General features: G+C 38.1%; 14 protein-coding genes and 1 pseudogene. 13 read left to right on the top strand and 2 right to left on the bottom strand.

Translation table 11 applies throughout. The features are described from left to right. Positions 1 to 243 precede the first annotated feature (243 nt). The 12 genes from L2764_RS22800 (at position 244) to L2764_RS22745 (ending at position 12,440) form a co-directional block, all read left to right on the top strand. A complete protein-coding gene (locus L2764_RS22800; protein WP_248942626.1) occupies positions 244 to 573 on the top strand; it encodes a hypothetical protein in 330 nt (109 codons plus the stop codon). An 87-nt stretch (positions 574 to 660) separates the two neighbouring features. Further along, positions 661 to 825 (top strand): hypothetical protein, encoded by a 165-nt coding sequence (locus L2764_RS22795; RefSeq protein ID WP_248942625.1) that lies wholly within the window; start codon positions 661 to 663, stop codon positions 823 to 825. A 195-nt stretch (positions 826 to 1,020) separates the two neighbouring features. Then, positions 1,021 to 1,773 carry a PIG-L deacetylase family protein gene (locus L2764_RS22790; RefSeq protein ID WP_248942624.1) on the top strand — a complete coding sequence of 251 codons (753 nt, stop codon included), beginning with the start codon at positions 1,021 to 1,023 and terminating at the stop codon, positions 1,771 to 1,773. A 127-nt stretch (positions 1,774 to 1,900) separates the two neighbouring features. Then, complete coding sequence (locus L2764_RS22785; RefSeq protein WP_248942623.1) at positions 1,901 to 2,515, top strand: HAD family hydrolase; 615 nt, start codon at positions 1,901 to 1,903, stop codon at positions 2,513 to 2,515. Next, positions 2,505 to 3,302: a glycosyltransferase family A protein gene (locus L2764_RS22780; RefSeq protein ID WP_248942622.1), complete on the top strand. Its 798-nt coding sequence runs from the start codon at positions 2,505 to 2,507 to the stop codon at positions 3,300 to 3,302. Before L2764_RS22785 ends, L2764_RS22780 begins: the two co-directional genes overlap by 11 nt. Further along, entirely contained in the window at positions 3,299 to 4,381 is a 1,083-nt protein-coding gene (locus tag L2764_RS22775) for a glycosyltransferase family 4 protein (RefSeq protein WP_248942621.1), read from the top strand. The genes L2764_RS22780 and L2764_RS22775 overlap by 4 nt, the downstream gene beginning before the upstream one ends. 166 nt (positions 4,382 to 4,547) lie before the next feature. Beyond that, positions 4,548 to 5,831: a sulfatase-like hydrolase/transferase gene (locus L2764_RS22770; protein ID WP_248942620.1), complete on the top strand. Its 1,284-nt coding sequence runs from the start codon at positions 4,548 to 4,550 to the stop codon at positions 5,829 to 5,831. A gap of 56 nt (positions 5,832 to 5,887) precedes the next feature. Next, positions 5,888 to 7,489, top strand: a complete 1,602-nt coding sequence (aepX, locus tag L2764_RS22765; protein ID WP_248942619.1) for a phosphoenolpyruvate mutase — start codon at positions 5,888 to 5,890, stop codon at positions 7,487 to 7,489. Further along, entirely contained in the window at positions 7,483 to 8,616 is a 1,134-nt protein-coding gene (aepY, locus tag L2764_RS22760; RefSeq protein ID WP_248942618.1) for a phosphonopyruvate decarboxylase, read from the top strand. Before aepX ends, aepY begins: the two co-directional genes overlap by 7 nt. Positions 8,617 to 8,624: 8 nt before the next feature. Beyond that, a complete protein-coding gene (locus tag L2764_RS22755) occupies positions 8,625 to 9,386 on the top strand; it encodes a phosphocholine cytidylyltransferase family protein (protein WP_248942617.1) in 762 nt (253 codons plus the stop codon). A 57-nt stretch (positions 9,387 to 9,443) separates the two neighbouring features. Beyond that, positions 9,444 to 10,550, top strand: coding sequence for a 2-aminoethylphosphonate aminotransferase (locus L2764_RS22750; protein ID WP_248942616.1), 1,107 nt, complete (start codon positions 9,444 to 9,446; stop codon positions 10,548 to 10,550). 555 nt (positions 10,551 to 11,105) lie between these two features. Beyond that, entirely contained in the window at positions 11,106 to 12,440 is a 1,335-nt protein-coding gene (locus L2764_RS22745; RefSeq protein ID WP_248942627.1) for an ISNCY family transposase, read from the top strand. Between the two features lie 7 nt (positions 12,441 to 12,447). On the opposite strand, the gene L2764_RS22740 is transcribed toward L2764_RS22745, so the two are convergent. Continuing rightward, positions 12,448 to 13,038, bottom strand: coding sequence for a tyrosine-type recombinase/integrase (locus L2764_RS22740; protein ID WP_248942615.1), 591 nt, complete (start codon positions 13,036 to 13,038; stop codon positions 12,448 to 12,450). 108 nt (positions 13,039 to 13,146) lie between these two features. Between L2764_RS22740 and L2764_RS22735 the strand changes: the two genes are divergently transcribed. Next, the gene (locus tag L2764_RS22735) at positions 13,147 to 13,410 is read left to right on the top strand and encodes a hypothetical protein (RefSeq protein ID WP_248942614.1); all 264 of its coding nucleotides are present in this window, start codon (positions 13,147 to 13,149) and stop codon (positions 13,408 to 13,410) included. A 197-nt stretch (positions 13,411 to 13,607) separates the two neighbouring features. Here the strand turns inward: L2764_RS22735 and L2764_RS22730 are convergent. Beyond that, a pseudogene (locus tag L2764_RS22730) lies at positions 13,608 to 14,168 on the bottom strand (pentapeptide repeat-containing protein). Between the last annotated feature and the right edge of the window lie 292 nt (positions 14,169 to 14,460).

The following is a 14,460-nucleotide window of genomic DNA, read 5'->3' as shown; positions in this document are numbered from 1 at the left end:
CCCACTCTTCATGAGAACGCTTAGTCATATTAACTCCTGATATCATAGTCAGGGGTTAACATAAGGGATCGATGAACACGGTTGAAGATGTACTTGCTCGGACGGTTACAAATAAAGTTTGTCTAGGCGGGGAGCAATACTGGGGTTGAACTGATTGGAAAACTACGTATTGCAGCCCGGCTGCAGTGGCTCTATAACGGTGAATATTCAGGTATAGGGCGTCCTAAAAAGTTCGATGGCAGGGTGAAAGTTGACACGGATTTAGCCCGGTTTAGCTCTCATGGAAAACTGGAAAATAATGTAGAGGTTTATGACGGGATGGTCTATTCCTCCAGTCTGAAACGCAATATTAAACTGGTGCTACCCAAGTTCAATAAAGGAAATCGTATGGGCCATGCCCTGCTTTATTCAACCGATATCTACTTAGAGGCAATGACACTGCTTCGTTACTATAAAGCCCGTTTTCAGATTGAATTTTTATTCCGTGATGCTAAGCAATATACCGGACTAGTCCATTGCCAGTTCCTCAGAAAAGAAGCAATTAATATGCAGGTCAATGCCTCAGAGCTATAGTTGTTTCTGGTGTATGAGAAAAAGACATTGCGATGTAACCTGTTAATTGATCTTGGCGGAGCAACAATTAACCAGAGATACATCGCAATGACTAAAAATGATAATGTTATTTCCATCGCTAGCTGGAAGCGAAGGAAATTCAATCAACATATTATGGACAGACTTTTTGACGAGTTAGGATTAGACCTGAATAATGAAAAAGTCGCCACGATATATGAGCAATTCAGTGATTACGGGGTGATCGCTGCATAAAAGTGTCCTGAGTATTGTAGTAAAGATAAAAAGATTAATGAACCATGTAGTATTTGATGTATTTCCATGGATTAATTGTGTGGTATTCGCAACTAAGCTGATAAATTAAAAAGTTCGATAATTTACATGTATTTACTGAAATACTTTCTTAAAAAAATGAATGATTTTTACTTTATAAAACGAGGATTGTTGTTAGTGAATAAGCCAATTTTATTAATCTCACCACATTCTGATGATATTTCATTTTCTATGGGGGGCGTTATTGCTAACCACAGCTATTGGGTTAGAGCCAACGTACATATGTTAACTGTTTATAACAAGAGTAATCATGCACCATATCATTCGTCATCAGATATTAGTGAAATAACAGCCATTCGTACTCGTGAAGATAAACAGTTTTGTAAACAGAATCATTTTCATTACTTTCAACTCGGATTTACAGAGGCGCTTGTAAGAGGTTACCAGAATACGGCGGATATCTTCGAACTTAAGAAACCTGAAGATGATGATTCATATTTGGGAGTAAAAGCTACACTATCTCCCTTGTTAGCTGAATATGATTTGGTTTTTGCACCACTAGGAATTGGTAATCACATTGAACACCGAATACTACAAAAAATAGTTGCACAACTAGCACCAAACAAAGCCTTGTTCTACGAAGACCTGCCTTATGCTGCCGATTACACAAGCAAAATAAATACTGAAATAGCCCATTCTCAACTTAATGATCTCCTCCCATATAAAACCTCAATAGGGAATGATCTGCAAAAGAAGGAAACGCTGTTAAATATATATAGCTCCCAAATTGGCCCGGAAGAACTACTATCTACAAGGCGTTACCATAACAACAATAAGGCCTCCGGAACAGACGATGAACGACAGTATCAAGAAATAGTCTGGGGAAGGCAAGCTGTATTAGAGAAATACAAAAAAAATCTATCTACCTGAAAGCATATATTTTAATAAGAAAACATTACTTTTACCGTGCTAGCTTGAAAGTAAAGATAAATTTTCAATATTTAAGCTTTGTAGTTTAGGCGAAAATAGGGATCTGGAAAAAGGAAATTAATTCAATATGAATCCAAAGCTTATGATTTTTGACTTTGATGGTTGTCTGGTTGACTCACGCAACCGCATTATTGAGCTAACCTATCAAACTTTAGCGTATTTTGAACACTCGGCTTCAAAAGAACAGATTGAGGAATCAATAGGACAAGCCACCAATGTCAGGTTTAAGGAATATGGACTGGCATGTAATGATATAGATAAGGGTATAGAAAAGTTTGGCCAATTACACTGCGATGATGATTATTGCGATGTACAAACAATTTCAGGTGTAACTGAGTGGTTGAATGCGTATTCTCATATAGAAATGTGGGTGATTTCAGGCAGTCCATATCTCCCTGTCAACAAAGCAATAAACCGACTTGGTCTGAACAAATTCTTCAGCAGAGTGATCACTCGTGAACAATATAGTGGCTTAACTAAGAAAGATTTTCTTAGTGGCATCGTTTCACCAAAAAATCATCCTATGTTGTTCTTTGGTGATGAAAAGCAGGATCTTGATGCCGGTCACTTACTAGGTGCAACCAGAATATTAGTCCGCGGACCAGTTAATGAAACTTTGGAAGTACATGCTGACTTGACAATTAATGACTTCAACGATCATAGGATTTGCTTTGAAAAATAAACAAATCACTGTTATTACCCCTACTACAGGGAATATACACGAGCTTGAAAATTGTATTGAGTCTGTACAAGCACAGACAGTAGTTGCCGATGTGGAACACTTAATTGTTGGAGATCATCTTGATGAGCATAAAACGAAAAAATTATGTGATGCTGTCTCCGTTTACGGAGATGCCGTTCGTTTTATCAACTTTGATGATCTTCCTGAAGCAACTTATATACCCGAAAGAATTGCTCTAGTTCGCAATTTCGGTATTCGAAACAGCCATTCAGATTTTGTTGCACATCTTGACGATGACAATACATTTGATCCCGAACATCTAACAAGTTTATTAAATATTCTCGATAATAATATGGACATAGATATAGCGTTTAGCTGGCGTCGGGTACTTAAACAAGATGGTACAGCTTGCTGTTTACAGCGATATCCATGGGTTATTAGTAACGATGAAGTTTTATCTCTAGAAGTTTTTGAGGACATGGAAAAACGGGGAATATTTAAAAAAGGGTCGAGTATTATCAGAGACCCTGAGCCTGGTAATGATGAGCTATTGTATCATATAGATAGCAGCGAGTGGATGGTTAGAAGAGCTGTTTATGAAATAGTGAGGTATGTAGAAAATATCACACCGAGAGAAAAAATATATGGCAATACTGATGATTATTTATTTTGCCGAAATGCTTATCAGGCTGGATATAAATTCAAGTGTAGTCAGCAAGTAACTTTGAATTACTATCTTACTGGGTATAGTAGCGGAGATGAAGAGTTATTGGAGCGTCCGTTTTGAAAATTGCTTTGATAGTTGAATGGCTGGAAAACCTTGGAGGCTGTGAGCACTTTAACGTATCTCTATATCAATATTTAAACCAATCGGGTGTAGAAGTTAAGGTATTAATACCTGGGCCCAGAGAATCAATACACAGTCGCTGGCGTGATTGTATTGAGCCCAGTGACTTGATTGTACTCGATGGGTCGTCAGTGAAGCAATGTGCACAATTTTTAAAAAATTGGAAACCGGACATTATTCACTCATCACCACATGAGATAACCACACTGAAATTGCTTACTGAGCATGTTATTAACATACCTGTAATAGGGACAGAGCCAAGTGACGGATCACGTTTGTGTCACTGGGACTGGTATCGTAAGCTCCCTGTGCTTCTTCCCCGATTAGCGCACATTCATTGTGTAAGTGAAAGAGCTGCCTATAACCTCAAAAAGGATTTTAAACTTACAAGTGAGACTACGGTCATTCCCCCTATTCTAAACACTGTTGATAGAGCTCCGCTTTGGAGCCGACGAACCCCGGCTAGACGAGTTCTTTTCACAGGACGTTTATCGGTTGAGAAAGGCTTGCAATTTCTAATTTCAAGCTGGGGATGGCTTGAAACCGAACTAGGAAATATCAAGCTTGATATCTACGGTAGTGGTGAACTTGCTAGTTTTTTAAAAGAGCTCGTCGTTGTATCAGGGGTGAAAAATTCTATCCGTTTTTTGGGTAAATATGACAACTTCCTTACTGATATTGATACCAACAGCTACGACTGTCTAATTCTGACAAGTCACTTTGAAGGCTGTCCCTATGTTGCTTTAGAGGCTATGTCCCGGGGGTTACCCGTAGTGCTAACGTCAAGATCGGGTTTAGCATACGAAGTCCCGAATGTACCTTATCTATTACCTTGCGATCCTGGCGATCAAGTTGCTTTTAGAGATCGATTAAAAGAGATATTCCAAAATTATGATGACGTTGTTGCTACAGCGCTGGAACGGAGAAACTTTGTAACAACCCGTTTTACAAGTGAGTACCTCGGGCCTCGCTATATTGAAATGTATCAACGATGTATAGAAATTCAGAGGCATTTTTAATGTTTAATTATTTATTTCATATCCTGCTAAAAGGCACTATATATGGGTAACAAATACCCGAATATATAAACCGAAGTTGGCCCTACTATTTTTAGGTGGTCGAGACATAAATAAAATTTTATGAGTGTAAGCCATAAAATGGCGCTCAACCAAAAATGGAGTTTTTATGCAGATAACACAGGACGATAACAACGCGCCCAATATTATTCTGATCACTATTGATGCTTTGAGAATTGATGCTTTTTCAACATGGTCCGGATGTCTGTCAGAGCCATTGTTTATGGATGAATTTGCAAAAAATGCCATTGTCTTTGAAAACCATTACTCTGTAGCAACATCAACATTGATGAATTTATATAGTATGTATACAGGATTACACCCGAGGCAGCAGCCTATTCGCAGTTTGGGGAAAGCGACAATACCAGTGCACAATATTCAGAATTTAGGTGGAATATTGCATTCTCATGGTTATGACTTGTGGACCAACATGGACGAACATTTAGGTAGCCCTAATATTTATCCTTTTTCAGAGTTATCGAGAAATTATCGAAAAGAGCCTATTTATCAGCACTTTTCTTCTCCTGTATTTCCACACACCTTTCCAGGTATGCCTTCTTATTATTTATATGCTATAGCTGAAACAGCAGTGCCATTTGCGCTAGAGAGATATAGAGAGAATAATACGAAATCCTTCACGCATTTGTGGTTGCAAGACCTGCACGTTTTACATCGTCATCCAAACTTTTACAAGGAAGCTAACCTGACTGAGCCAAGTGCTCAGTCAAATATAGGTAGTCCAATTGTAAATCGTTACTTTGATATTGTTAAGCATATTGATAAATACATTGAACAATTTTTAACTGAGGTTTATGAAATTAATGATAATGTTTTAGTTATAATTAATGCAGATCATGGTGAAGCTTTAGGTGAGTACCCCGCAGAAAAAAACGATGCTGAATGGTTTTCTACGGATGGTCGTCAATATGATCATGGCTATCCAAATCAAATCGAAAACAACTTAATCCATACTCCCTGTATTATGAAACCCCCTAGATGGAATAAAGGTGTCAGACTAAAGCAACTGGTATCTGTCAATGATCTATACGACACAATTTGTTCTTATCTCTCTGATCCTTGTATTAACTATAAATATTCTTGGAAACATCTAGTGGAATGTGACAAACCGCATCAACATAGGTTTGTTATTGCTGATACACGTTGGTGGACAGAGTTAGATCGCGCCAGCTGCTTAATAACAGATGATGGGTTTAAACTCATTCAATATTCAAATAAGAAATTTAAACTCTTTGATTTGAATAATGATCCGAAAGAAGAATACAACCTGCTTACAGGGAGTGAAGAAAAAAATAACCCTATGGTTAAACTTTATAAGAGGCTTGAGAAAGCCTCTTATAAGTATCTAAGAAACAAGTCTGTTTGGTCGTTGTAACAAGTAATAAAAAGTTTTAAACAAAATTATAAACTTACATATATGGATTACTTACAATGAAAGCACTCAAAGGAAGAAAAATAAAGCAGCTTAAAAACCTTTTACAATCAAAACAGTTGGAATTTATTTGCGAAGCTCACGATGGCCTGAGTGCCAAAATTGTTGAAGAAACCGGTTTCAGTGGTATTTGGGGTAGTGGCTTGGCTATCTCTGCGTCTCTGGGGGTACGTGATAGTAATGAAGCTAGCTGGACTCAGGTTTTAGAAGTTCTTGAATTTATGAGTGACGCGACCCGCATCCCCATCTTGCTAGATGGAGATACCGGCTATGGTAATTTTAACAATCTACGGCGTTTAGTAAAAAAACTAGAGTCTCGCAATATTGCAGGCGTTTGTATTGAAGATAAACTCTTTCCAAAAACCAATTCATTTATCGACGGGCAAAAACAAAAACTGGCAGATATAGATGAATTTTGTGGCAAAATTAAAGCCGGTAAAGATATTCAGCTAGATGATGATTTTTCTATTGTTGCTAGAACTGAGGCGTTTATAGTAGGCGCAGGACTAAGTGAGGCTTTGCATAGAGCAGAGTCTTATCGACAGGCTGGCGCTGATGCAATTTTGGTACACAGTAAGAAATCGACAGATCACGAAATTTCTCTTTTTATGCAAGAATGGGCGGATCGCTGTCCTATTATCATAGTGCCTACTACCTATTACTCAACTCCAACAGATAACTTTTCTAAAGCAGGTATCTCGATGGTGATCTGGGCTAATCATCTATTACGAGCCTCAGTTAAAGCAATGCAACACACTGCAGGAACTATTTATCAACAGCAATCATTACGGGGGGTTGAAGATAATATTGTGCCAGTGAAGGAGATTTTTCGATTACAAGGTGCTGAGGAATTACAGCAAGCTGAAGAAAAATATTTACCCCAATGCGATAGTGATAAAATCACTTCTGTTATTCTCGCAGCCTCCAGAGGGGAAGAACTGGGGAAGCTTACTCTAGTCTGCCCAAAGGCCTTGCTACCTATTAATGGAAAACCTATTTTGCATCGTTATATTGAAGAGCTGCAAGCACTCAATATTTACGATATCAGCGTTGTTAGGGGATACCAAAAACAACAGTTGGATTCCCTCCTATATAAAACCTTCGATAATGATGCCTATGAAACCACGGATGAACTATTTTCACTTTATCAAGCCAGAGAAAGTATTCAGGGACATTGTATTATTTCTTATGGCGATTGCCTCTATCGACGTTTTGTATTGCAGAAATTATTAAGTGGAACACAGCCAATTACAGTTGTTGTTAACCGTTCCTGTGATAGTAACGGTTATCTGCGTGATATGGCTTATTGTAGCAATAAAACTGATATTCCCACTTTAACACATATTAACCTGCAAATTGAAAACACCGATGCTGCGGGTGAATGGGCAGGCATAGTTAAGTTAACTCCAGAGGGGAGTATATTAATACGTAGAATACTTGAACAGCTAAGTTCGAGTAACAAATTTGAAGATTTGAACATGGCAGACTTGTTAAATATACTTACTGAAAAAACTACTGTAGAGGTTATCTTTATTGATGATGGTTGGCTTAATGTGAATACTGCGTATGACTTACTGAATACAGGTGAATTTCAATGTTAAACGGGGGGGATTTAGGCCTCTTACTAAAACAGTTTCAGATAAACTTTTTCTCAGGCGTACCTTGCTCCTACTTAAAACCTTTAATTAATTATGCTTGTAATGAGCTTGATTATGTACCAGCAGCCAATGAAGGGGAGGCGGTTGCCATTGCTTTTGGCGCACGACTAGCAGGAAAGTATTCGGCTGTATTAATGCAGAATTCGGGGTTAACCAATGCCTTATCACCATTAACATCATTAACAAATGTTGCAGCATCAGGTATATTTGGGTTTGTCGGGTTTCGTGGTGAACCCGGTAAAAATGATGAGCCTCAACATATGATTATGGGTAGCATCGGCTCAGAATTATTAAGACTATGTGGCGTGTATGTTGAAACTTTATCTGACAATTTACGTGATATCGAACAGCAATTTAAATGGGCTATAGGTCATATTGATAAAGGGAGATCAGTTTTTTTTCTGGTACCGGAAAATCATATTTCCTCAGTGGAATTATTAAGTTCGAAACCGAAGCTTTATCAGCAAGGGACTATTAACAGACATAAGAAAACAGAGTTAAATAGTCGTTATGATGTATTGAATACTTTGCATAAACGGCGTAAACCTCAAACGTTGTTAATGGCCACCACAGGAAAAACTGGGCGTGAGCTGTTTGCCATTGAAGATCACCCTGGCAACTTTTATATGGTCGGTTCAATGGGCTGCGTTTCTTCCATTGGTTTAGGCCTGGCTTTAAATAAGGCAGGAAGTAATGTCATTGCGCTTGATGGTGATGGTGCTTTATTAATGCGTTTGGGTAACTTGTCAACCAACGGCCGTCATCAGCCCGATAATTTGTTGCATATATTATTAGATAATCAATGCCATGATTCTACCGGTGGTCAACGCACAGCTTCATTTAATATGGACTGGGTATTACTGGCTCAGGCCAGTGGTTATCCCTGTATCCATCAGGTTTATGCCTTGGACGAACTAGATGGAATTGTTTATCTCTGGCAAGAAAAACCCTGTTTAACTTTTGTACATATACGTATATTGGCGGGTTCTATCAGTTCTCTTCCCAGGCCCGACAAATCTCCTTCTGAGGTATATCGGCGATTACAACAATTTATCCAAAATAATTGTTAGGAGGCACAATGTCTATAGATTCTGCCATTATTATGGCGGCTGGCCTTGGTCAGCGTATCCCTTCATATTCCCGATATTGCCCCAAAGGATTTATTGAAGTTGGAGGTGTCAGCCTTATTGAGCGTTCTTTAAGTTTGCTCCGGGAGCAGGGAATAGAGAAGGTTATTATTGGTACTGGGCATTTAAGTCATTTTTATGAAAAATTGGCCCTGAAGTTCAAAGGCCTGGATATCACCCTAGTATACAATGAAGTTTACGCTAAAACGGGTAGTCTGGAGACATTTTTACGGTGCTGCGAATTGGTAGATGGTTCATTTTTAAGTCTGGAATCAGATTTGATTTACCATACTAATATTTTACAGCATTTATTAGAAATGAATAAAGATAATATTCTTATAGGCTCTGGCAGAACTTATTCTGGCGATGAAGTGTATATTGGAGTTGATGAATACGGTTATCTGAATAATCTCAGTAAAAATTTAGATGATATTGATGCTATTTATGCTGAATTGGTAGGTATCTGTCGCTTTGACAAACATATAGCAGGCAATATTCAAAAAGTATTAAAGCAAAGAGGGGTTTCCCGCCCCTGTAGCTGGCATTATGAAGAGGGGCTGGTTGCTGTCAGTTCTAATACTAATATCAAGATCGAAAAAGTTAATTTCCCTTGGGCTGAAATTGATATGCTTGAACACCTTCAGAGGGTTGAGAAGACAGTATGGCCTGCCATCTGCGAACTGGATGTCTTCGAAAACCAAAGTACAAGGTAGCTAATAAATACATGTACTCACAATTATAGAAATCCGATCTTAAATAGAGAGAGCGTTATGCAAAGAAGCATTTTATTAACCCCTGGGCCAGCAACGACTTCAGATAATGTCAAATACGCCCAAATTGTGCCTGATATATGCCCGCGCGAGCAGTCTTTTGGTGAATTAATACGTGAAGTCTGCAATAAAATTCTGTTGCTGGCTAACGGTGAGAATACACATCATTGTGTTTTATTTGGAGGTTCCGGCACTGCGGCTGTAGAGGCGTGCATCAGTTCTGTAATTCCTGATACAGGCAAAGTACTGATTATTGTTAATGGTGCCTATGGTGAAAGAATCGCAGAAATGTGCAAGGTTTACTATAGAAGCAGTCAATATGAAATTTATCAGGAAGCCCCGACAAAATTACCTTGTATTGACAAAATAGAGAAACGATTACAGAGTTCACCGGAGATCAGTCATATCACCGTGGTACATCATGAAACAACCACTGGTATATTAAACCCTTTAGAGGAAATATTTGCTTTGGCTAAAAACTATGGTAAGTCATTGATTGTTGATGCAATGTCGTCATTTGGTGGCATTGACATCAATCTTGATAAGATGCCTTGTCATTATCTTATTGCCTCATCGAATAAGAATCTGCAAGGTATGGCTGGCATAGGTTTTGTTCTTTGTGAAAAAAAAACCATCAATACGATAGCTAATTTTCCGAAAAAAACCTTATATCTGGATTTATATAGCCAATATCAGTCATTATTATTAAAAAATGAAATGCGATTTACACCACCAGTACAAACCATTTATGCTTTAAATCAGGCACTAAATGAAATACTTGAAGAGGGACTGGCACAACGTATAAGTCGCTATAGCAACAACTGGCAGTGTTTGGTTGAAGGAATGGCGGGACTTGGTTTTAACATGGCGATACCAGATATGCCGCAATCAAAAATACTTACGACATTCCTTGAACCTGATTGGCCTAATTTTTCTTTTGAAACAATGCATGATTTTGCTTTTGAACGGGGCTTTACTATTTACCCGGGGAAAACATTAGGTATTCGCTCCTTCCGGTTAGCCATTATTGGCGATATTTATGAGAATGATATTCTTAACTTTGTCATCATAATGCAAAGCTATGTAAAAAAAATTTGTTATATTTGATTTTTAGTTCGGGGTATGAAGTCCATTTACCCGACATGGGGTTTTGCTAACATCCCCTACCAGTGATAAGGCTCATTATCACTGTTATATTTAACTCATAAATAGACAAAATCGAGTTAGGATTAAAGTTCTGATCATTAGGAAAAGTATGGTAATTAAATACACGGTAACGCCCGCATTTGCAGCTGGTTTGAAGCGCAGCGGAAAACTAGTCCGACAAAATTCGCTTGTTAACTATTGACAGCCCTAAACTTCCCTGATAATTTAATTGCCTAATAGGCTGGATGCGGATCAGTAGCTTTCGAGCTGTGTGAAGGTTCAATTCCTTCAAGGCCGGCCATTATTTTTCTGATACTTCATATCAGGTCTCATAGTAATCAATTCGCTCATTATTTTATCTGATACTTTAACATAATCTAAGTTCTTCGCTTTGATAAGAATTTCTGATGTAGTTCCATTATAGTAATGTCACATTCCCCCAATTTAGAGATGTCACATTCTGCTATGCTGAGTAGACATAATCCAGCATATTAGATTGGTGCCATGTTAATTACGATGAGTGAAAACGAACTACACCGCATTGGTGTCATTAAGGAAGTTTGCAATAAACAATTAACCCAAATGACCGCCGCGTCGAATTTAGGGCTTACTCGCCGGCACATACAAAGACTGGTGAATCAATTTCGTCAAGATGGTGATGTTGGCCTAGTCTCTAAACGCCGAGGACTGCCCAGTAATCGCCGCTTCTTATCTGATTTTAGAGAGAAAGTATTAACGCTAGTTAAGCAAAAATATGCGGATTTTAAACCTACCTTTGCCTGTGAAAAGTTAGCTGAGTTACATGGTATAAAACTGTCCAGTGAAACCTTAAGGCAATGGCTTATTACTGAGGGATTGTGGCGGGTTCGTAAGCGTAAGCAGAAAAAAGTCTATCAACCCCGTTATCGACGTGAATGTTATGGTGATCTTGTTCAAATTGATGGCTCTCACCATGATTGGTTTGAAGGCCGTTCGGCTAAGTGTTGTTTATTGGTATTCATCGATGATGCAACCAGTCAATTGATGTCATTACGTTTTTGTGAGTCAGAAAGTAGCTATGACTATATGAATATCACCCGTGAATATATTGATAATTACGGTAAACCGACTGCTTTTTATAGCGACAAGCATTCAGTATTTAAAGTCAATTCACCCAGCCGTAAAAGCAGTAAGCAAATGACCCAATACGGACGGATTTTATACGAGCTTAATATTGAGTTGATTTGCGCCAACAGCTCTCAAGCTAAAGGCCGAGTCGAACGAGCCAATAGAACGCTTCAAGACCGCCTGATAAAAGAAATGCGCCTCGCAGGGATTAATACCATCGAAGAGGCCAATGCGTGGCTTCCTGAATTTATGGCTGATTTTAATCGTCGCTTTGCCTGCTCAGCTTATTCTTCACAAGATGCTCATCGACCCGTACAAGAATCCGCTATTGAATTAGATGATATGTTTACCAGACAAACTAGCCGTAAAGTCTCAAATTCATTAACACTACAATACGACAAAATCATTTACCTTCTTGATCCAACAGAGAAAGCCAAGCGATTAGTCAACAAAGCCGTCATGATTTATGACTACCCTGATGGCACAATTGCGCTTCGATATTGTGGAGAAGAACTGACATACAGTGTATTTGATAAGCTGAGAAGTGTGCAGCAAGGTGACATCGTCAATAATAAACGTTTAGGGGCTGCATTGGCTTTTGCAAAAGAGAATCAAGCAGAGCGAGAAAACACGTATGATCGGACGCGTAATGCAAGAAAAGGAAGCCGAAAAGCTCAAGTGAGGGCAATGAACCCACGCGTTGCCGACGAGGTTAAATTTAAGTCTAGCTTGACGCGGGAATAAAGCCTCACTACCAAAGGCTTTCAAATCGAGCACCAACGATACGGGTATAATTCACAGTATGCTTAGGATCTCTATGACCTAAATAATCTTGAATAAGTCTTAAGTCATAGCCTTTGTTTGCTAAATAGTAACCACAAGAGTGCCTTAACATGTGTGGGTAAACTGGCGATATTGAACATAGTTTAGCTGAACGCTTAATTATGTAGTTAATTGATTGTCGAGTTAAAGGCTGGTTTCTTTCGCTGATAAATAACCAGGGGAGAGTATCATTTCTTTTCGCCAAATAACGTTTAATAGCACGGAGTTCATCACCTGCGATAGGTTGCTCTACTGACAAGCCATTTTTTAGTCGATTCACCCATAAACGGGATTGTGATAAATTTAAATCAGTCAACTTCAATGAAATAAGTTCGCTAACTCTAAGCCCGTGGCGGTACATCATTAATAAGCAAAGATAATCACGAATACCATGCCTCCCTTTTTTAGCGGCAGTCAAAAGCTGAGATATTTCATCTTGTGTTAAAAAATTCTTGCTCTTCTCATGACCATTCGTTACTGCATCAATCTCACTTTTTACATTTCGCCTGTTGAACATCATCACTCTGCTTTACTGTAAACCCTATTGGGACTATACCTTACTTATCTGACTTTTTACAAAAAGCGCCTTTTGTAAAAAGTTGTTTTCGAATGAAAAAGGATAAATGCTATGGAAGAATTGTTTGATGAAATATTAGGTGAATTGGATAATTATATTGCTCATGGTAGAGGCGATCCCTTACTGTTTATCGATGAACTTCAGAAACGCTTATCATTACATATGACAAGAGAAGATATTTTTTTTCCGTTAGCAGAGTTACGCCGTAGTGTAGGACAGTTACAAGCAACAAATAATATGAAATATCACCGTTTATCGCTTGAACGATTATATGAATTAAAAACCAATTGTGAAAAGAAGATCAGCTTTCATTAAGCGTTAATGCTTAACCGCTATTGATTTATTCATAAAAAAAGCCCTGAACAAAGAGGGCAACTGACAACCATTGAAGTGGATATCAAGTGACTATAAAACACCTGACATAAAAAGTTTAGTAGAGATATTATTTATATCCAATTACTTATAATGTGACATGACTACTTTGCCCAACTATGTGACATTTGAAACTTGCCTTAACAGATAAGAATTTCTGAAGTTAGGTGCTTAGAGTTATGAAAAGACGCATGCTTTAAATTAGCGCCCTCAAATTTTGCTTCTCGAACATCGGAGCCATTAAAAACACTACTTTATAAATTGGCATTTGTGAAATCAGCCCTTTCAAGAGACGAGTTCGAAAAATCAACTCCCTTGCAACTAGATTCAATAAATTTGCTTTTTAGTAGTTCACACGATTCAAAAGTTGTACTTTTAATTGTGCTTTTCTGAAAGTCTGATGATCTCATTTTCATAGATTTAAAGGTAGATCCAACAATAGATCCGGCGACAATTTTTAGCCCAATAAGTCTAGTTTCTGCAACGCTAACCCCCTTAACCTTTAATCCATTTAATACTAAATTTTGAACATCTATACCTTTGATGCCATGCTCATTTAGTCTTTTGATGTGACCTAATTTTTTAACGTTAATTTCTGGAAAGTCTAGAGTTGAGTAATCTTCGAGATCTTCCCTCAATCGTTTGATATCTCCAGACTTACTCCTTTTAGAGTCAAGCCATAGAATTAAAAAAACAATCATAGCCAGCCATTATTAATCAATAACATACTGAGAATTCTAAAAGATATCAACACTCAGTATCTATCAAATCTAGATCTGAACCATTTTCAACATATTACCTGCTGATAATCTTGGGTAATGAATGAGATAAGTGGAATTGGTGAGTTTTAGGCTGTTGAATAGCCCCTCAGTTGATTAACTGGAGTTATTGTCAAATGTGGTGTATCAATGAATCGTGATGTTCTGTTTGATCTTGAGTGATCCGTTCACCATCTTTAAATTGAATACCTGATATGACATCAGCAAGCAGCTT

The organism is Shewanella surugensis (genome assembly GCF_023284005.1).
Lineage (GTDB): Bacteria > Pseudomonadota > Gammaproteobacteria > Enterobacterales > Shewanellaceae > Shewanella > Shewanella surugensis.
This window is presented reverse-complemented; position numbering and strand designations above follow the sequence as displayed.